Here is a 23,665-nt window from a genome sequence, read left to right as displayed (position 1 = left end):
CATCATAAGGGGCATTATTTTGTTATCTGTATAAAGTGAAATGTCCAACAAACTCTCTTGCATCTTTCTCGTCATTTAGTTTTAGAACATACCAGTAATCACCTGTTGGTAAATCTTCACCGTTGTATTTACCGTTCCATTTTTCATTAACGTGATATTTTGCAACTACTCGACCGTATCTGTCAAAAATATCAAATGTCAAATCTTTATAAGCTAAAGCACCACAATCAGGACCAATTTCATCTTGTTGTCCGTCACCATCTGGTGTGAAGTAGTTTGGCATACAGGTATCGATAAATGTACCCGGTACCATTATTTCATCCTCACAACCATTTTTGTCTCTAACTTTAACTTTATAATTATCAGTCTTGTAAATTCTGTATTTACTTGATGATGTAAATGGTTCGTCGTTGAAACTATATTCGTAAGGAGCAATACCACCTACGGCTTTAACTTCGATATAGTTGATTTCAGTTTTGTTACCTGTAATATCTACAAGTTCTACTTCACCAACTGCATCGATTGTAAAATTAGCTGTTTGAGCTTCACAAGTATTAGTATGTCTTACCGCTACATAGTGAGTTCCAGGAGCCACATTTGTAAAGATGTTGCTTGGCTGCCAATCTGTATGGTTATCTAGTGAATAATCGATATCCGCTGGATTCGTATTACTGTCATCAACCATAATTGTAACCATGTTTGCCTGTTTGTTATCAATACAGTCATACATTACTTCTGCCGTTGGGTTAAGAAGTATAGATTTATCCATATTCACCTCACGCTCAGCCGTACAAGTTGCATCTTTTATAAACACTGTATGTGTACCACCTCTAAGCTTACTGAATGTGTATTGAGAACCATTAACAGGAATGTAAGTTCCTTTTTCATCATCCAGACTTATGCTATATGGAGGTGTTCCACCTAAAATTTCTATACTAAATGATCCATCTCTATCTCCATCACATATTTCCTGCATAATAGGTCCTAATAGATTAGCTCTCAAAATACTTGGCTGTTCAATAACTACTGTGAAAGGAGATGTTCCTATACAACCCAAGATATCCTGAACTAATACAGTATATGTTCCTGCTTCTAAACCTGTGAAAGTACCGTTATCAACAAACTGATCTAAATTAGGCGAAATCGCATATTTAATAGCTCCTGTACCTCCTGAAGCTGTTACCACAATGCTTCCGTTTTTCTCACCGTAACATTTTACCGGGAAAGCTTCATAAGAAGTAATCAGAGGATTTGGTGATTCAATTACAGTAAAGTCAGCATCTTTCTCACAATCACCACTCTTAACATGAACTTTATATACACCTGCATTAAGATCTTTAAAAGTTCCATCAGGCTGAGCTGGTCTAATTTCCACCCCAAGGTTATTCAATAATGAATATTCGTAATTACCTAATCCTCCTATTGCATTTGCAACAATCATAGCACTGTAATCACCTGTACAATTAACCTTTGTATTTCTAAGGTCTAATTCAATTGTTAAAGGCGTAACTGGATTAATATTTACATCGCTAGAAATCAAGCTTGTACATCCATTTGCATCCTTCACATAGTAACGGTGAACACCAACTGATACAGGGAAAACAACTGATGAGTTGAAAGGTGTTGTACTAAAGTTAATTCCGTCTTCACTATATGTATAAGGACTAGAACCTCCTGTTGCACTTAATCTAAGCGTTGCATCATTGAAACAAGTTACATCAGTTTCCTGAACTAAACTAGGTTGTATTATTCCAGGCTCAGTAATTATAATTGTAGCTGATGTACTCGCGCAATTAAATCCGTCTGTAACTGTAACTGTATAAGTTCCAGCGCCTAATCCTGTAAAAATTGGCGAGTCTTGAGGACCAGACGAAACTGTAGGCGTTACCGAAACGTAATTTAAAGTATACAAATAACCACTTCCTTGACCACCTGTTGGAGGGTCAACTGTGATTGTAGCGCTCTTGTCACCATTACATGATAATAATGTAGCACTTGGCACTGCGTTAACTAAGATTGGAGTTGGCAGATCTAAAACAACTGTAGCTGTAGCAATACATCCTCTTCCATCTTTAACATTTACAGTATAAGTGCCTCTGGATAAACCTGTAAAATTAAACTCAGTATCATAATCTTTCAGAATTGCACCATTTAGAAGCAATTGATATTGATAGATATCGTCCCAACCACCAGCTGCAAGAGCCGTAATAGCTCCATCATTACTACCAGCATTACAAGTAATGTCTGATTTCGAAGTGCTAACTGTTAATTCGGTTAGAGGTTGTTCTATGTCAAACGATGTTTCTACGGTACATCCTGGCTTGCCAACTAATGTAGCCTTAACATCATACTTACCAGCAATTAGGTTAGCAATTCTAAACGGACCCGCATCAGTTGTTCTACCAGAACTTGGTACCGGACCACTAATAACGTAGTCAAAAATTCCAGCTTCATTTGCAGGTAGTAATTGTTTGTCAACAAAAGTTAAGTCCACCGCACCATCTGAAGTTCCATAACAAATTTCAGTCTTAACAGGCGCAGCTACAATTTCAAATGTATTTGGATCAAAAACATAATGAACTCTTTGAATGCTACATTTTGTTACTGGATTTTTAACTGTAATTAAGTAATTACCAATTGGTAAGTTTTTGAAATCTCCAGTAGGCTGATCAATAACTGAATAAACAGTAGTTCCAGTACCTTCAAGGCTATATAATAATTGAGCTGGTGTTCCTCCAGTTGTAACTGCACTTACTGTAATATCTTCGTTACTACCACAAATAATTTCTTTGTCGATATTTACAGCGATATCATCTAAACTGATGAAAGGATCGATAACGATAGTTCCCGTCGACGACGCAGAACATCCTTTACTATCATATACTGTTACTGTATAATTACCTCCCAAAACATTGGTTTCAGTATATACATTAGAATCCCCTTCTTGTACTAAAATTCCATTTCTAAAGAAACTGTATAGAACATAATTCGAAGAACCACCTGTTACAGAATTTACTGTAATAATAGCAGAATTAGTTCCGTTAGTTCCTGCTGTACAACTGAATTGAGTTATAAGTGGGGCATTCACCACAATTGGAGCTAGCTCTTTAATTGAAATATCTTCTAAATCTAAACATCCTCTGGAAGATCTAACTGTTACTGTATAATCTCCAGGAGGTAATCCTGTGAACACATTAGACAATTGAAACCCTCTAAGAACTGGTCCTGCAGTTATACTGTACATATAATCAGGATTGTCGTTGACACCAGGAGAAGTCGGATTAATAGTTGCGATAATAGTTCCGTCTGAAGCACCTTTACAATTAACATCTGAAGATACTAAAGTAAAACCTGTTATTGGTCTTGCATCAGGAATATTGAAATCAACTTTATCCTCACAACCTGTTGTTAAATCAGTTACGGTGATAGAGTGATCTCCTGCCGCTACTAATGTAAAATCACCCGTTGTATTTGGGAAATTTCCATCTAAACTGAACTCAAAATTCGCCGGAGTTGCACCACCTGTAGCGGTTGCTTTAATAACTCCGTTATTTGTAGTACAATTAGGTAATGTGGTTACTTTAACTTGTAAATCCAAAACTGGTAAAATATTTACTAATGCAGGGAATTGTACTTCACATTGATTAGCGTCTTTAACAGTAAGTGTATAGCTACCTGTATTTGAAACCACGAATGTATCACTATCCTGGAAGCCACTTCCAATGCTATATTGGAAAGGACCTACACCAGTTACATTAATAATTCTGAAAGTATATTTATTATTGTTTAACGGATCAGGACATTGAGAATAAGGAGCAACTACTGCACCACTTGGCAATGGATCTGTTGTTATTAGTACTGTTTGGTAAGCTGGTGAACAACCTTTTTGATCTTTCACATAAACATCCCAAGATAATACGGTACCATTAACAGTATCAACTACAAGGTCTTTACTGCCACCAAAAGTTGTTGGCGTTCCTGTACCTGAAGGCACTGCAGCATATTCATAATTCAGTGTTCCTCCTGAAGCATTAACGGTAATTGTAGCTTCTTTATCATTACAATTAATATTTGTTTTAGTTGTTGTAAATGTTAAAGGATTTGCCGGCTCATTAATAACAACATTAGTTGCTGAAGCCGTACAATCTGACACGTTATCTTTTACAGTAAATGTATAACTACCCTTTTTTAAACCAGTGTATGTAACTACATCACCATTTTGAGTAGCTGTTCCGCCTGCGGGTGTTAAACTATATGTAAATCCTGCGGTAAATCCTGCCGGAGCCGGGTTGATATAATTCGCTATATGAAACGAAACAGTACCTGTTGCGTCACCATTACATGCTACATCAATTACCGATTGAGTAGTAACTGTTATTTTATCTTCTTCTTCGATAACAATCGTTTTAACAGTACTACAACCAGTACCATTGTAATCTGTTACCTGAATTTTGTAAGTACCAGCTATTAAATTACTGAATACACCGTTTGTTGAAACAACTGCTGAAGCAACAGGATAAATAATTTCATATTTATACGGTCCTACACCACCTGTTACACCATTAACCGTAGCCGTAGATAAACCTCCGGCAGTTTTACAGTAAATTGGAGTAGTCGTAACATCAATATCTGTTGGACGAGTGTATTTAGGTATCGTAATTGAACCTGAAACTCGACAACCATTCGCGTCAATTACAACATAATCAACAACTTTGTCTGTATTAAATGTTTTTGAAGGAGAAGCTCCAAAGGTAGTTCCATTATCAAAACTATAGCTATACTCACCTGTAGTACTTGGAGTTCCGCCAGATGTTGTTAATGTAAGTATTGCATCTGTTGGTACATTCGAAGTATTACATTTAAACGGAGTAAGATCTGGAAGAACTGCTAAAGCAGGAGGATTAATAAAAGTAATATCCTGCGTAGCTGATGGACAAAGTTTAGCATCTCTTACTGTAACAGTATAAGTTACTCCTGATGTTAATCCTGAATAAGGGACATCAGTACTTTGATAACCACCGCCATTTACACTATATTCAAATGGTGCAGTTCCTAAACCTGGAATGATAGTAAAACTACCGTTGCTTCCATTATTACAACTAATAGCTGTCTTATCATAGGTAAACGTAGGAGTAACATTTGGCGTAATTACAACTGGTACCGAAACAGCACTACAATTTTGACTATCCGTTACTCTGAAAGTATACGTTCCCGCAGTAGTTGTTTCAAATGTCGTTCCTGTCACAAAGGTTACCGGACCAAAATTCACACCATCTGTAGAAACCTCATAGCCACCGGTATAAGAACTAGTTCCCTGAAGGGCTGTTAATACAACAGAAGCCGGTGCACTACAAGTTAAATCTTTAACGTCTACTTTTAATAATAATTCTTGTTCAAGTTCATAAACATAAGGTGTTGTAACAACACAATCGTTCGCATCTTTTACATAGAAAGTATATGTTCCCGGAGCGTTTAATCTGAAATTCGGATTAGTTGTATAACCATTACCTATGTTAAATTGTAAAGGTCCAACTCCTGTTCCTGTTAAAGTAACATCTACCGGATCTCCCGTATAACAAACCCCGGTAATAGGATTTATTGTTGGCAATGGATCTGTATTAAGCGTAAGAGGAAGCTCAGCGATACAACCATTACTATCTTTTACAAAAGCAGACCATTTTTTAGCAGGATCTGCATCTAAAACTTTATAACCTGATGCTTTGTAAGCTGTCGCTAGCGGTGTTGCAGGTGCCGGACTAACATTTCTGTCTAAGAAAGCATACGTGTAACCTGAACCTGATCCATCTTTCCCTTTAACGGTTACTTGGGCACCGTAATTGCAATTTGCATTAATATTTGAAATTAAATCTAACGTTAATGGGATTGCTGGCTGTGTAGTTGCAGCTGTTGCAGATGCAACGCAACCTGTTGCCGTGTCATTAACATCAATTTGATATGATATTACTCCTAAATTATTAATTGTTATTACATCATAACCTGTATTGTGAACTATTGATACATCAGCTGGTACAGGTGCAGGAGTAATTGTATAGCTGTATACTGTACTAAAATTAGCCACTGTAAATTCAACTGATCCATTTTTTAAGGCAGGAGTTTCATTACAACTAACGTTCTTAACCGTACGACCTGAAACCGTAATATTATTTACTGGTTTAATCTCTAGGAAGTCCTGGTATTTACAACCCGTAGCATTTGTTACTTCAAAAGTATAAGTTCCCGGATCTAAATCTGTAAATAATCCAGTTGTTGCTCCTGATGTATTTGTTATTGCCGAAGCAGGGGCAATAATCGCGTAATTAGTAATTGTAGAACCACCTGAGACGTTAACCTGTACGTCTGTTTTTTGATCGTTACAAGTAATTGGCGCTGCCACAAAACTTAGACCATCAATTTTTAAGAACGGATTTACATCTATTGTCTGATCAGGCGTAGTACAACCATGTGCATCCTGAATAGAATATGTAATCGTATGTTTTACTCCAGCAGGAAGATCATCATGAACATCAAGTGTACTTACATCATTATATGTTGTCGAAGTTGTTCCGAATCTGTATTTGTAAGGTCCTGTTCCTGTTGTTGCATCAGGAACTATCGTTACAACTGCCACTTGTCCTGCATTATTTACATCACAAGCAAAATCTTTTACAGTTGCACTTGCCTTTAATTTTTTTGGTTCAGTAACCGTGAAAGGTTTTGTTACAGGACAATTTCTGCCTGAAGTTACCGTAATATCGTAAGTTCCTTGTGGAAGGTTAGAGAATATATTATCAACCTGCACCATTCCTAATGGACTCGGTGTAATTGAGTAAGTATATACCGGATTGTCATTTCCTGGAAGCAAGTTTACTGTAATAGAACCATCGCTCGCGCCAAAACATGAAGCAGCAATTGCATCTGCATTAAAAGTTACCGGTGTTGGAGCTAAAAGTGTTACCGGAGCATCTACTGTACATGAAGTATTAGTATCCGTAATCGTAACGGTGTATGAACCAGCTGATAAACCAGAAATAACATTTCCTACAATTGATACTGTAGCAGGTGATGGTGAAATGCTATATGTAAAAGTTCCTGAACCACCAATTGGCGTAACTGTTACCACTCCGTCATCATCAGCACAAGTTGGTAAAGTTGTACCAATCGGAGTTAAACCTAGAGGCGGATCAATAGTGATTGTTTGTTCTGCAATACAACCATTAGCATCTTGTACATAAATTGTATGATCACCTGAATGTAATCCAGTTACATTATAAGGCAAGCCTGGCAAACTTACAAAAGATGTTTTATTGTCAACACTAATTAAATTAGCTCCCGTACCAAGTGTACCATCAACTTGTATAACATAAGCATCTTGAGCCACACATTTATCTAGAACTTTTGCAGTAATTACAGGGCTTTTATCTACAGCAATTGTTACATCAAGAGGAAATGTACAACCATTTGCATCTTTAACAATAATTTTCCAATCTAAATGATCTCCTGCAAGACCTGGATCTAATGCTAATACATTACCAGGTTTAAATACCGACATAACAGGTAATGCTGGTAGTGGTGGCACAAAACCATAAGAATAAGTATATTGTGGCGTTCCTCCTGTTGTTCTTAAAGTAACCTGTGCAGGGTCATTACAATTTGCATTTTTATTAGAAAAAACACTTGAATCAAGTTTCAGAATTGGCTGAGAAATTCCAAATGTATACGAATTAGAACATTCTGTTCCTCCTACTTCAGTTACTCTTAAAACATAGTTTCCAGCTTTTAAATTTGATATTGTAATTGGAAATGCTGTTGATATTGGGATAGTGACTTCCGCTGTAACTCCTGCCAAAGTTAAAGCATTTAAAACTTGATATTTTAATCCTGTAGCACCAGCATCATATCCTGTAACTGTAAAAGTTAAGGTACCACTATCATCACCGTTACACAAAGCATCTTTAACTGTTGTACCAGTAATTGCAATTGCAGATGGCGCAGGAGGAGTTAGAAATTCTAAAATAGAAACACAATTATTAACATCTTTTACTTGCAAATAGTAAGTTGTATTGTGTTGTAGTTTTAAAAAAGTATAGGTATTACTAGATGTAGCAGGGTCTACCGGTGCTTGTCCTAAAAGAGAATAAGTATAATTTGGTACTCCTCCAGATGTAGTCACTGTAACACTAACACCTGCAGTACAATTGTTACTATCAACTGTGGCAGTCATAGCTAAATATGGAGGTGTTTTGATTGTTAATCTTGGACTTCTGAATTCACAACCTTTTGAATCTTTAACTATAATATAATAATAACCAAAATTCAAACCAGAAAATCTTTTAACAGCTGTTGGTGCAACACCTGTTTCAACATACGTATAAGTTGCAGGATTAATTTGAACAAAAGCATCATCATACAATGTATAAGTATATGGCGCTGTTCCTCCTTGAAGTACTTTTATGTCAAAACTACCAAGAGTATTCACATCACAAACAATTGGATTTGAAAAAATATCAACGTCAATTTTAACAGGATCAATTAAAGTTATGCTTTGAAGTGCAGAAACACAACCTTTGGCATCTTTAACCTGGTAATCATATTTACCAGCAGTTAACATTCCAAATTGATTATTTGTATCAAAATCAGTATCAGCAATTGCAGTACCATTTGGAACCAGCGCATAGGTAAAAGGAGAAACTCCTGCTGTACCATTTACTTCAACCGAACCATCATCAAAACCATTACAAGTTGGCTCAACTTTTGTCGCAGTAGCTGTTACAGTAGCTGGCGTAGTTGTAGTAATAACATTCGTTACTGTTGTACAAACAGTTCCGTTAGAATCTGAAATTTCAAATTCATATGTAGTTCCTGTTAATGGTAATGGTGTAGACGGTGTTGTATAAGTAAATTTATTTCCTGCGACCGGAAAAGGAATTGGTACACCTGAATAAGTTCCTGCGCCAATTTTTACTCTATAGCTATAAGGTGCTTTACCTCCTAACACTGATACTTCAATCAATGCTTCGGCTGGTGCAGCACAAGTAATATCTTTCTTTTTAACTGCACCTGCACTCATAGGTTCATTTACAGTAACTGAAACTGTAGCCGGGCAATTATTAGCATCTTTAACTGTAATAATATAAGTACCCGGACCTACTGTAAAAGTATCAGCAGGACTAGGTGCAACGCCAGTATTAATTGTGTAAGTGTAAGGAGCTACCCCACCACTTCCTGATGCTACTATTTTGAAATTATTTCCTGTAACACCACATTGATTGTTTACTGTCGCATTAACTGATGGTAAAGGATCAGTTGCAACCGTTACATTTAACTTAGCTGTACATCCATTTGCATCTTTTACAAAAATCACCCAGTCAGGGTTTGCACCATTGTTAGAGTTAATATTGAATGTAGCACTGCCACCGTAAACTGGCGTTCCGGTGAATTCAAAATCCTTATCTAATATTGCATATTGATATGTTCCAGTTCCTCCTCCTGCAACTACTGTTACTGTAGAAGTAGCTTTACCACAATTTGCATTAACATTAGATACAATGTTTAATGTCAAAGACGCTGGTTTTGTAATTGTAATCGAAGTTGGCACAACACATTTTGTAAAATCATCTGTAAATACTACATTATAAGTAGTTGTACCAGGTAAATTTGATAATGTAAATGAGGTCGCATTCTGTGCGGTACCACCAGCTGCTCCGTTTACGGTGTAGCTATATGTTGTAGTAAAACCACTTACTTCATATTTAATAGCTCCATTAGAATTTGCATTACAATCTATATCATTTACTTTAGTAGCTGTAACTGCAATTTGCGATTTATTTAACACTGTTCCACTTCCAATAACAAAACAATCATTGTCGTCTGTAACCTTAAAACTATAAGAACCTGGCGTTAAACCTGTAAATTTTCCATCTGCAGCTCCGGTAGTATTTATTACTGGTCCTGAAAGAATTTCATAAGCTAACGTTCCTACTCCATTACTAGCCGTAACTGTTATTGTACTGTTTTGACTTGCAGTTGGTAAACATAAAATAGGCGAGCTCACAATCGATACAATTTTAGGAGGGTTCAACGCATGTAATGTACCTGAACCTGAGAACAAACAACCATTTGCATCTTTTACTGAATAGGTATACGGTTGGTCTGATCCGTTGTCGTCAAAAAGTAAAACGTTATTACTTGTATAAACTGATGATCCGTTAAAACTATAGGTATAGGTGTTTGGAATAATTCCTCCTGTTGGCGGATTAATAGTAACTTTTCCCTGAACTTTTGTATTCGTTAGGCTACAGCTAAAAGGAGTTTCAGTTACAGTAGCATTTACAGGTGCTGGGTTAGCGAAGTTTATTAGAACGCTTCCGACACATTGTTTTGAATCTTTTACATAGAAGGTATGATCTCCTGCTGCTAAATTATCGTATGAAGAAATACCTGTATATAAAACACCATCATCACTAAAAGTATAACCCGGTACTCCGCCTGCAGCAAATAATTGTACGGAACCAGTTCCTCCATTACAAGTAATTTGTGATTTATTAAACGTAAGTGATGGATTAGATTTTGAATTAATTGTTGTAGATGTTTCAAAAGTACAACCGTTGGCATCTGTTACTTTAAAGAAGAAAGTACCCGGTGTCGATGTTGTATAAACATTTGAAGGCATTGTTGAATATGATGTTCCTCCGTTTGTAGAATACGCATATGTATAGCCAGGTTTCCCACCATCTGCATCAATTGTAACTGTAGCATCCGGAGTTGTTGGCGAGCAATCTAATTCTTTTACATCAAGTATAGCTGTTAATTTTCGGTAAACAGTTATTGGTGTCGTAGCAACTGCAGGACAACCATTTTTATCTTTTACCGTTACGGTATAACTACCCGGAATTACATTAAAGAAATTATCGGTTTGGAAATTATTTCCGTCGATACTATATGTTAATGGAGCTAAACCTGTAGCATTTACAGTAATTAAAAATTTACTTGAAGATGTTGCTGTACACTGATTATTAAAATCTATAGAACTAATAACCGGTCCTTTTTCTTCAATAATTGAAATTGGATACTTAGCTGTACAATCGTTTGCATCTTTTACATAAACAACCCAATTAAGCTGTGTACCATTTACAGTATCAACAGTTAATTTATCGCTTGGACCAAATGTTGTTGGTACAACAGATCCTTGTCCAATTGCGTAGCTGTAGTTTAAAGTTCCTCCAAGAGCATCAGCATCAATAATTACAGTGTATTTACCGCAATAAACTTTTGGAGCAGTTGCTGTAACACTCAATGGTAAAGCTGGTTGTGACAATGTCACTGAATAAAAAGCCTCACATTTAGTTTTTCTGTCAGTGGCTTTGATGGTATAAGTACCAAAAGGTAAAGAAGCAACAACCGAAATAGTTGTTGTCGTTTCCGGAACATTTTTGGCATCTTGAATAAGGTTTCCTGAAGCATCTGTTATTTCATAATCATAACCTCTGTCTTTAACACCGTTTACTGTAAATTCTATTTTTCCTTTATCTCCAAAACATTTAATAGGAGTTACAACAGAACCACCTGCTACAATATCCGGAGCTCCATTTACTGTATATGGCTTGTTGAAAAAACAACCAGTTTTAGTATCAATAGCCTGAAAAATATAATCTCCCGGTTTTAATGATTTGAATTCTCCATCTGAATTTTGAGCCGAATTATATCCTGCCGGACCTGAAATAATTTGAAAGCGAATTGGTGCCGAAATATCAATTTTTATAGCCGCAATGTTAACATGTCCGCCTGGAGGAGTAGTCGAACAATCATAACCACTATCTGTTATTGTGATACCTGAAATCTGATCTAATGAAGTAACCGAAGTAGTAAATGGACCAGCAACACAGCCATTACCATCTTTTACATAAGCTGTAAATGAACCACCTGTCGTAGTCGATACACTATTTGATGCTGTAAAGTTAGCTGCTATGTTTCCGTTGAAACTATAAGTATAACCTGTACCAACTGTACCACCTGTAGCAGTAACTGTTACTACAGCAGGTACTGTACCAGTTGCATCACATTTTATAAACGTTGCATCGATCGAACCTCCAAGAACCGCCGGATTAGTTAAAGTAACGTATTCCACAGCAGCAGACATACATCCTTTATTATCTCTTACTCGGTAAGAATATTGCGCTGCAGCTAATCCTGTGTAAGTACTTTTTGTTTGCCAGCCTTGATTATTAAAATTGTATTCATAACCACCTGACCCACCATTTCCTTGCAATATAATTTGTCCTGTTGATTCACCTGAACATTTAGGATTTGTAGGAGTTGCTGTAACTGTCGGGTTAGTAATAGCGTTAACTGTAGCTGAAGTTTCGATTGGACAGCCATTAACGTCTTTTACTTCAAAAGTGTAAAGACCTGCTTTGTCTGCAGGATAATTAAAAGTACTGCCAGTTACCGTTTGAACACCGCCATAATTACCTGTATTATATTTAACTCGATAAGTATATGGTGCTGTACCGTCATAAATGTCAACTTTAATCGTTGCTTCTGGTGCAGTAGGACTACATGATAACGTATTTGTAATTGCTGTCGTTGCAGAAATTTTAACGTCAATTTTTTGACTTATTGCTTGATTACTACAAGTATTGCTATCTGTAATTCTAAAAGTATATGTTCCTGGTTTAGTTGCATTATAATTAAAAGTGGTCGCTGTAAAGGCAGCACTTGCCTGTCCATATCCCTGTCCGTTAAAATCAACTTCATATTTATATGGAGGAGCTCCTCCACTAATATCTACTTTAATAGTAGCCTTATTTCCATCGTAACAAAGACCTGTCGTTTTATCGATAGTTACCGTTGGAGGAATCGGATAATCAATAACTAAATCTGTGTCTTTATTGTCAGAACAGTGCAAGTCAGTACCAGAAACTTTATAAGTTCCTTTTTTAACATTATATAATACATATGGTGCAGTAGTCGGAAAATTAGTAACTGTTCCGTCCGCAACATTTGTTAGCGTTAATCTATAAGGTGCAGTTCCTCCAACTGCTGTTGCAGTAACTGTCGCTCCGTCTTCGCAATTTGCAACAGAAGCAGATGCATCTACAACAAATGCTGTAGGAGAAGTTATTACGGTAGGAATTGTTTTTGCACATGCTGAGTTCGCTTGATCGTAACGAACACGAACATCATACGTTTTACCAGTTAATTTTAAACCTGGGATTGGAACATCAGCAGGAACGTTCACCGGCGAAACTTTAGAATTAAACCAGTTTGCTCCTCCATCTATTGTATAGTCAAAACCATTAGTAGTGTTAAAATTTTCTGCAACAATTTGAAATTTACCACTATTATCACCATAACATAATAAATTGCTTATACCGGTAACTGATCCTGTAAAAGCTTTATTGGCATCCATAACAAAAGGGTATTCAGCTATAGACAAACAAGATTCCGGTATTTGAAATACTTTAATATCATCTACGGTTAAATCGTTTCCGTGAAATTCGATACTATAAGATCTTACCACAAAATCAAGTGTAGTATAATTTCCCGGATTCAAACTCATGTTGTAATTCTCCCATTTATTTGTTTTTGGAATAATTCCTGTTGCCTGATAAGCAACTCTTTGCTGAGTAGGTAAACCGTAATTCGCAATTAATTCTATGGTAATATTCGGGTCATCATTATCAGCATAAGCCGGATCTTTATTAATTAAGTTTTGAACCCAAAACGAAACTTTTACATCCTGATTTGGAATTACATCATAAATAGGTTTTCTATAAATAATTCCACCTTCACCTGCTGATCCTCCAATGTTGATTGCCAAAAATCTTCCTTGTGGGTCTTGCGTCGCAGGAGCAACACTACTAGTATGATCTCTAATGTCTAACCAGCTTCCAAATCTGTATTCGATTTTATTTGTTACAGCATATTCCCCATCATTAATATAATTATCCGTATTACAAGCATAACCCGGAGCATGCGTTCCTGATTGAGTTTCGAAACAATACGCAGGATTAATACCTGGTGAAGTTGTAGGTGTCCCTTTTCCGAAACCTTCAGTCAATAAATTACTATACGTTTTGGCATCTACAAGGTTATATTTAACCTGCACATTATGTTTTCCGTCTGTTCCGTATGGTACATTAACAAATATATTAGAAGGAACATTCGTATTCAATACTCCATCTAAATAATATTCATAAGTATAGTTTGAGCTTGTAGGATTGGTAACCGTTACTGTTGCCGAAGCCGAACCATCACAATTATAAGCTGTATTTATACTTGAAATTCTTGGAGCATCCGGTTTCGCTTCTAAAACAATACCCGGCATTGCATATTCGCAAAGATTAGCATCTCTAATATAAAGTGTATACGTTCCCGGATTCATGTATTTTTCACGCACCGGACCCCAGGTACCACTCGTTCCGAATTTATATTCATACGGAGGGGTTCCTCCCTGCGGGTTAGTAACTCTAAGTAAACCCTGAATTTCAAGTCCTTTTGAAACATCGCCACAACCTGATAATTTCGCAACACCACCAGATGCTGTTACCGGGCTGGCAGGCTCATCAATTACAATAGTATGAACATCTTCACACCATGATGCTTTGTTTCCAACTCTGTAACGTACTTTAATAGTATAACTTCCCGGGGTAAGACTGCCATAAGTATAACCTGTTTGACCCGTTTCTGTATTAGTATAATTATTTTTAGTATAGTTTAATGTATAGCCATTACTATTACTAACATTGATTACTATTGATCCTGTTGTCGAATTACAATTTGGATTGACCGGTGTAATTGTATAGTTTGGTTTTGCCAGCGTATCAATATTTGTAGTTGCAGTAACAGTACAATTATTAGCATCGACTACTCTAATACTATAATTTCCGGCGGTTGTTACCACAATAACATCATTGTAGCCATTATATACTTCGGCACCGCCACCAATACTATAATAATATTGATATGTTCCTGAACCTGTTCCGCCACCTGTTGTAACTTTAATATTTCCACTCGTACATGATGTAGGAGATGTAATACTAGGTACAGCGGTTAACTGAGCATTTGGCGTATTTACTATGATATTACTATCAGTATTTGATAGACAAGAACCTACTATAGTAGAAATAACTTTATAGTCTGAGGCAGGATCAACATTTGTAAAATTATATTCCGGTATTGAGATGTTTCCACTAGTTGTCTGAAAATTATTTCCTTTATAAAGATCAAATTTATATTGAAGACCTAAATCTCCAGTATTTACCCTAATATTTCCTTTTTCTCCAAAACATTTTGGATGTGTAACTACAATAGAACCATTAAAAGCAATACTTTCAATTTCAATGTTTTTTACTTGAAAAACACAAGTTCCGGGAACATTTTTTAATCTAATATATACATTGTATTTACCAGCAGCTGTGATTGGAAATTCATTACTATTTTGCCAGGAAGCAGGTGCTGTTAGTGTGCTTTTACTATAGCCGTATTCAAAAGTATTATTAAAACCTCCAATCGTTATTTTTCCTGGAACCGTACAAGCGTTACTAGTTAGGATATTGCTTTTGCTAATTCCGGTTGGATCTAAATCGTTTGTGTATACGTTGAAATAAAAGATAGATTCCGTCGCATCAGGATATCTTACTCTCAATCTATATTCACCTGCTATATTAGCATTATACGTTTTTCCGGTACCAACATTCCCCCACGTACATGATGCAAGTGTATTTGCACAGTTTACGTTTGGAACAGAGGTACAGCCTCCTGTAAGTTTTTCCCAATAAATATTTGAGGCATTGGTAATACCAGAATCCAGAACCCTTGTTTCGTTACTTCCACAAATAAACAATTTTGGAAGCAATCCACCATCGTTGGGACAAGTCGAAACCACACCTGCATAAGGAGCCTGAGCGTACTTAATAATTGGGTTAGGAATTATTGGAGCAGCCAACTCACCGGTCATAACGGTTTCTGTAATATTTGCACTTACATCACCATTAAACTGATTAGAAGCGTTCAAGAATAAATTCTCGCTCAAGTTATTATTCAACTTTGAGTTAAATGCGATTAAATCTTGCGCATAAGAAGCAAAATTGAACAGCATTGCCAAAACAAAAATCAACGTTCTTAAAATAGTAGGTTTTCTCATAATCATTCTATTGTTTACTTACATCTTATTCGCTAAGGGGCATTATCGAATAAAACAATTAGTATTCTAAAATATTTATTATTAAAGCCCTTCTCAAAAATTTTAAGAAGGACCGGCTTAAATCACTTTTTCTTTTAATTTTCCACTTTTACGATTGCCATTTTTCCGTTGTAAGGTTTGTTTCCTTTTGCTTCCAATGCCTTAGTTGCTTCTGGTAAACCATCGAATTTTTCGTAATAGATATAATATTTACTTGTTGCAATATTGTAGAAGAAATTAATATCTGAACGTCCGGCTGCAACAGCTTTAGTTAAGAATTCATCCCTTTTTTGAACACTGCTATGAACTGCGATGATCATATAATATCCGTTATCAGAATTTTTGATATTCTTGATAATCTGCATATTTGACTGATCTTCACCAAAATCAAAATCGCTTGCTGTTAATGGCGTACTGCTTAATTTTGTCGTCTCTTTTATACGCTTAAGAGCAGCGAGATCTTGTGTATATCTTCCCTGATCATTTTCGTAAGCAGCACGTTTGATTCTACGTTTTTTCTCAATTTCAGTTTCAGCTTTAATACGCTCTAAATTCGCAAGTAATGCCGCACTGTCTTGTTCCATTTTTAACTGAGCCGCTTTTAACTCATTTATTTTTTCAAGATAAGCCTTATTTAAAGCATCATTTTTATTTGGTACTTTTCTAAGTCTTTCGTTATATAAATTAGTAAGCTTATTAAGCTCATCTTTTGAATTTTTATTCGCTTCAGCAAGCTGTAATTTAAACGCTTCTAACTGACTGTTTTCTGAAGCAACACTTTTAAATGGTTTTGGTTCTCTGTAAACACCTTTTTCACTTAAATCATTCTCTTCTCTTAAATCATCAAGGTCTTTTTGTTTATTAGCTACTGTCGCAGTAAACTGTGCAAATACTTCTTTTTGTGATTTAATAGCAGCTTCAATAGCTTTAGATAATGCCTCAATCTCTTTGGCCGAATCATCTTTTGGTGCTGCGGCTAATTTTGCTGCTGCATCTGCATCGGCCTTAGCTTTAGCGTCGGCAGCTAATTTTGCTTTTAATTCAGCATCTTCAGCAAGTCTTGCCTGTAATGCTTCTGCATCTGCTTTTGCTTTAGCATCTGCAGCTAATTTCGCCTGACGCGCTTCTTCATCAGCTTTCAGTTTAGCCTCAGCAGCTTGTTTTGCCAGCAGTGCTTCCGCATCAGCTTTAGCTTTGGCATCAGCGGCTAGTTTTATTTTAAGAGCGTCAGCATCGGCTTTAGCCTTAGCATCCGCAGCTAATTTTGCTTGTAATGCTTCTGCGTCAGCTTTCGCTTTAGCATCAGCAGCTAATTTCGCCTGACGTGCCTCTTCATCAGCTTTCGCTTTGGCGTCAGCAGCTTGTTTTGCTTTCAGGGCATCTGCATCGGCTTTTGCTTTTGCATCCGCAGCTAATTTTGCTTGTAATGCTTCTGCGTCAGCTTTCGCTTTAGCATCAGCAGCTAATTTCGCCTGACGTGCCTCTTCAGCCAATTGTAATTGTTTCGCTTCAGCATCTGCTTTCGCTTTGGCAGTTGCCTCAGCATCGGCTTTTACTTTTGCATCTGCTAATAATTTTGCCTGTAAAGCTTCCATATCTGCTTTTGCTTTTGCATCCGCAGCTAATTTTGCTTGTAATGCTTCTGCATCAGCTTTAGCTTTGGCATCAGCAGCAAGTTTCGCCTGACGGGCCTCTTCATCAGCTTTTACTTTGGCGTCAGCAGCTTGTTTTGCTTTAAGAGCTTCTGCATCGGCTTTTGCCTTAGTGTCAGCAGCTAATTTCGCTTGTAATGCTTCTGCATCAGCTTTTGCTTTTGCATCAGCAGCAAGTTTCGCCTGACGAGCCTCTTCGGCTAATTGTAATTGTTTCGCTTCAGCATCAGCTTTGGCTTTGGCAGTTGCTTCAGCATCTGCTTTTACTCTCGCATCCGCTAATAATTTTGCCTGTAAAGCTTCCATATCTGCTTTCGCTTTAGCATCAGCAGCTAATTTTGCTTGTTGCGCTTCTGCGTCTGCTTTTGCTTTTGCATCAGCAGCTATTTTTGCCTGTTGTGCTTCTGCATCTGCTTTAGCTTTTGCGTCAGCAGCAAGTTTTGCTTGTGCCTCTGCGTCAGCTTTAGCTTTTGCATCAGCAGCAAGTTTTAATTTCGCAGCTTCGGCGTCAGCTTTCGCTTTTGCTTCTGCAGCTATTAATGCTTGTCTTGCTTCTGCATCGGCTTTCGCTTTAGCATCGGCAGCTAATTTTTCTTTTAGGGCAGCTTCTTCTGCGGCTTTCGCTTTAGCCGCAGCGTCTAATTTTGCTTTATTTGCAGCATCAATACTGGCTTTAGTTTTTGCTTCTGCAGCAGCTTTCGCTTTAGCATCAGCAGCTAGTTTTGCCTGATATGCATCTGAATCGGCTTTTGCTTTCGCATCGGCAGCTAAAATGGATTGTAAGTCTGCCGCTTCAGCTTTTGCTTTAGCGTCTGCTTTTCTTTTTGCTTCAGCAGCATCAGCTTTTGCTTTAGTATCAGCAGCTAATTTTACTTTTGCAGCTTCAGCGTCTGCTTTGGCTTTCGCGTCAGCAGCTAATTTTGCTTTTGCAGCCTCTGCATCTGCTTTCACTTTATCAGCAGCTAATTGCGTTGGTGTTTTTTGTGGTGCAGGTTTATTTGCTGCAGCTTTTGCTTTTGCCGCGGCTTCTGCATCTGCCTTCGCTTTATCTGCGGCTAATTGTGCCTGAGTTTTTTGAGGTGCTGGTTTGCTAACAGCTGCTTTAGCTTTTGCTGCTGCTTCTGCATCAGCTTTAGCTTTATCTGCAGCTAATTGAGCCTGAGTTTTTTGAGGTACCGGTTTATTAACAACTGCCGTTTTAGCTTTTGCTGTAGACTCGGCATCCGCTTTTGCTTTTGCTTCCGCGGCTAATTTTAATTTTTGTGCTTCCGCGGCATCCGCTTTAGCTTTGTTGTCAGCTAATAATTTTACTCTTGCAGCTTCAGCATCAGCCTTCACTTTTTCGGCTGCAGCCAATCGTGCTTGCTTAGCTTCAGCATCCGCTTTTGCTTTTGCTTCAGCAGCTAATAATGCTTTAGAAGCGCCATCGACTCTGGTAACTGGTGCTGTGCTAGGTTTGGCCATTACTGGTTTTGGCTTAGATGGATCTATAAGAGAACCTTCTTCGTCATCTCCGTAATAGTAACTTTTGTTTTTGAATCTATACGCAATTACGAATTCATGTGAACCACCTAAATTCGCGAAATTACCCATTCCTCTTTCGTAGTTATATTCAATAGCAATGCTTGGTGAAATGTTCACACCAAGTCCTGCTGATACTCCGTATAAAGTGTTGTAACCTGCCTGCGCCCAAACTCCTTGCGGAATAGTAATCATGGCAAGTCCTGAAAGTATCGTTTTTTCTTGTTTGATTTCAGTTTTTACAATTCCGGAGAATTTACTTCCGTCAAAGAAACCAAAACTGTCGATGTAACCGGTGTACATGGCGTGAAGTTCAATTGCCCTTTCCGGATCATCTTTTACCATTCCGGAACCGAAATTGTAAAGAATAAGATTGTTTACTGATAATCCGAAATCAAGGAAAGCAGTACCGTAATTGATACCTGGATTTACAGTAAGTAAAGTATTTGAAGGATAATCTCCGTTTAAAATAGTTGTGTCGTCAGATATTATTTTCCCTTTGTCTAACCCACTTTGGTAAGCACCTACATTTAAACCAAAAGTTAAGTTGCTGTCTTCTTGTAAAACGATGTTATGAGCAAAATTGACTACTCCGCCAAAAACAGTCATCAGACCATAATTTTGCTGAAACAATCCAATTGCATAAGCATCATTCTCTCTAAAACGGCCAGAATAATTAAATAAATACGTTTGTGGTGCATTATCAAACTGAGTCCATTGTCTTTTATTATAAAAACTTACGTACGGATTTGATTCGCGAACAAAACTAAATGTCGGGTTGATTATATATCTATTAAACTTTAATGAATTTCTGATAGGTAATGAAAACGAAACAACTCCATTCTCAGGAACTTCCTGAGAATAGAGTGCATTTGAAAAACCGTAAAATAAAGTTATGAATAGTAGGATTTTCTTCATCTTATTTTATCACAGTTATTGATCCTTTTTTTTCACCTGTGTCTGATTGGATGACATAGTAATAAACGGGATTTACATTTTTAAAATCTTTAATAAACGAATTAACTTCAGGGTTATAATTGCTTCCGACATCATCGAACATAACTTCACCATTTGAACTTAAAATGATAACCTTGGTTGTTGCGGTTTTATATACATCAGGAATATTCCAATATGGATAACTTCCGCTTAAGTTTACAATGTTAGGAATTACTGTTGCTGGTGGGGCTGGACCAGTAACTTTAAAAGTTAATTCCCTTGTCGCAATACATCCTGACACCTGAGAAATTTTAACTGAATAATTCCCTACTGCTTTAACTAAATATGAATTTGTGTTTTCTCCAGGAATAGTGTTGTTATTTAAAAACCATTCATAATTTGGACTTGTAGCATCAGTAGTTACAGAAACTAATAATGTTCCGCCTTCAGCAATTGTATTGTTCTCTGGAACGTCAAGACTAGCGTTAAAACCACTACTAACAAGATTAATACTTCCTGTTGCTTTACACCCTCCAAAGTCAACTTCTACAGTGTAAACTCCGGAATCTTTTGCATTTATACTTTGAGTTGTACCGCCTTCAATATCTTTACCGTCTTTTTTCCATAAATAGGTATTACCACGAGTGGCTGTTAAAACCGTTCCCACTCCGTTAGAACAAAAAGGATTTCCTAAACTCGAATCAATGGTTACCGCTGCTCCTGAACTTGAAGAAACGATAGTAACACGATTTGAACTAGTATTTGGATCAGAACAAACACCATATTCAACTTGAGAATAATATTCACCCACGCCGTTCACTGTAATAGAAGAGTTTGTTTGTCCAGCGATAATCACACCATCTTTATACCATCTGTATTTAAGATTTGGAAAGTTTATTGGAGAGGAAGCATCATTAACTACATTAAGCGTAATATTTCCGCCTGAACATATTGTAGCGTTACCACTCTTATTGTTGATAAAATAGGCTCCTTCGTATTGTTTATAATAAGCACCAAAAGATGTATTACCAAGTGAATTTTTAAACTTTGGACTTGCTGTTCCAGTGGAACTTTTTACTCTTAAACCATATGCATCCGAACCTATAAGATTTGTAGGAACAGCAAATTTGATTGTTTTTTGCGTTGCAGAAACATCAAAAGCATCTATAAATGTAGTAGGGATTATAGTACCGCTAGGATCGATAAGTTCAACTTCAAACTTAGTACCTGCCGGAAAATCTACATAACCAAATGTGGCATTAAATTCATTAAAACCAGCACCGGCGCAAAGTTTCTCTAATCCATCAAATGGCTGCGGAACTATGGTCTGGGCATGAGAATTCGTTTTAGTACATAGGATTATACTAAAAAAAAGGAAAAAGCGTATTAAAGATAAAGTAGTTTTTTGAATCATATAGTACGTGTTCTGGCAAGATCTATATCTTCAAAAAACAAAATATCGATAAATGTTTCAGAAAAGTCATACTTGTAATTCTCAATAATATCCTTTGCAAGGACAGAATAAGAACCCGCTATTGATGAATCTTCCTGACATTTTGTAGTAGTCTGATTATTCATTTCAGCTGCTATAGAAAGGCTATCCTTGGGGATGGATAGCCCTGCTATTAACTGATTAGAATTGTCATCTAATTTGGTGATACGGTTATCAGCTATATCATTCTTTTGGTTCAAAGTATTTAACGAAGCAGACTCGCATTTTGCATTAAAAGAAACACTATTATTACCTTTTATGCTCTGTGCTTGTAAACTTAACGCAATAGGGGAAACCAAAAATATTATATGAATAAAATACTTTTTTATAGTTGGGGCCATTATGTTTTGATCTTTATTTAGTCCGGTTTAAGACGAATACATAAATTATGTCTGGGGACTTTATTAATAAAATTTACGCTCTAAAATAAAAATCGAAATCAATCTATCTGTTTCCGCTCGACGCTGTGATTTTTCCTAATTGTAATCTGAAATCTGGTTTTTTAGCATTGAAAATATCAATGAATGTTTCTTTGTTATCACTTTGTGCCATAACATTGAAAAACACTGTATTACCGTACCAGTTCTCTAAATCTTCGTTGTTGGCATTGTATTCTGTAAAGATGTTTCCGTTACATAGGTTAAAATACATTTCCTCAAACTTGATTTTTTTAAGATTGGCATCATTGATTTCTATTTTACTATCTAATAAAACAGCAGGATTAAATCCAGAGATTACAGTACGTTTCATTTCAAGTGAAGCAGTTTCAGCAACATAAATTGCCTCTTTTACTAAACCAGCCTGAATGTCCGCTTTAATATTTTCACTGTCGTTAAGCATTGTAATGTTTGTAGCAATAACTAAAGTTTGTTTTTTAGTAAAATCAGTTTCATTTTTCTTTTCAAATGATTTTACTTCCATACAACGAGAACCGTCTTTATTACTAGACAAGTAAGATGATCTTACTGCCAATGAGTTGAATAAACGACATTGAGTTCCCTGAGTAAATTTATAATCGTCATTGATTGATTTGTAAGAAACTAACTTAGAAGCATTTAAATCTCCTCCAAAGAAGGCAAATGAATCACCACCAGAGTAGCTTACCATAACGTTATCAAGTATTGTTTTGTTACCAACACCCGCAAGCGTTAATCCGTTGAAAGTATCAAGTCCTTTTACTTTTTTTCCAGCAAATTCGATTCTAACAAATCTTAAAATTCCTGAATTTGCAGCAGCGTTGTCACCACCGTAAGTAGTAAGTGTTGGATCAAGATCCATGTTGTAAGAACCAACATTTCCAAATTTATTGATTGGAGCATCACCAAGAATTACAACTCCACCCCAGTCACCAGCTTTTTTCTGGCTGCGGTTAGATGTAAATACGATTGGGTCAGTTTCTAAACCATCTGCAACAAGTTGTGCGCCTTTTGTAACTACCAATGTTCCTTTAGTTTCGAAATCACCAATAATTAAAGTTCCCGGTTCAATTGTTAAAACAGCATTGTTTGTAACATAAACGTTTCCTTGCAAAACATAAATATTCCTCTTCAGCAATTTAGTATTAACAGAAATATTTCCTGCTAAAATTTGGTTTGCTTCTCCATACTCTACTTTGTTAGGCTTAAATTCGGTCCAGTTATTCAACCAATTGTTGTAGCCCATAATTCCTTTCTCTTGTTGTGCACTCATACTTGTTACCGTCAAAAGCACGCAGATCATTTGAGTAATTTTTTTCATGATAAGGGGGTATTAGGGTTAATAATAAATTTGGGTATGCGTAAATGAAAAAACTCATCTCGAGTTTTCTGAAAAAAATTCAGAACACATCGAGAACGAGTTGCTTTTTTATATCTTTTTACAAATGTGACGTTGCGAAAGCAA

Annotated in this window: 5 protein-coding genes; all 5 read right to left on the bottom strand. The window is 36.6% G+C overall.

The window, feature by feature from the left end; all coding sequences use genetic code 11:
• Nucleotides 1–22 precede the first annotated feature (22 nt).
• Entirely contained in the window at nt 23–16,144 is a 16,122-nt protein-coding gene (locus J2X17_RS03100; protein WP_310294577.1) for a T9SS type B sorting domain-containing protein, read from the bottom strand.
• Nucleotides 16,145–16,278: 134 nt separating this feature from the next.
• A complete protein-coding gene (locus J2X17_RS03095) occupies nt 16,279–20,274 on the bottom strand; it encodes a PorP/SprF family type IX secretion system membrane protein (RefSeq protein WP_310294575.1) in 3,996 nt (1,331 codons plus the stop codon).
• 1 nt (nt 20,275) lies between these two features.
• Entirely contained in the window at nt 20,276–21,706 is a 1,431-nt protein-coding gene (gene sprC, locus J2X17_RS03090) for a gliding motility protein SprC (RefSeq protein WP_310294573.1), read from the bottom strand.
• Entirely contained in the window at nt 21,703–22,125 is a 423-nt protein-coding gene (locus J2X17_RS03085; RefSeq protein WP_310294572.1) for a hypothetical protein, read from the bottom strand. Before J2X17_RS03085 ends, sprC begins: the two co-directional genes overlap by 4 nt.
• 103 nt (nt 22,126–22,228) lie before the next feature.
• Nucleotides 22,229–23,521, bottom strand: a complete 1,293-nt coding sequence (locus J2X17_RS03080; protein ID WP_310294570.1) for a hypothetical protein — start codon at nt 23,519–23,521, stop codon at nt 22,229–22,231.
• Between the last annotated feature and the right edge of the window lie 144 nt (nt 23,522–23,665).

The organism is Flavobacterium aquidurense, assembly GCF_031458035.1.
In the GTDB taxonomy this organism is placed as follows: domain Bacteria; phylum Bacteroidota; class Bacteroidia; order Flavobacteriales; family Flavobacteriaceae; genus Flavobacterium; species Flavobacterium aquidurense_C.
The sequence above is the reverse complement of the archived record's forward strand: the minus strand, read 5'-3'. Positions and strand labels throughout refer to the sequence as shown.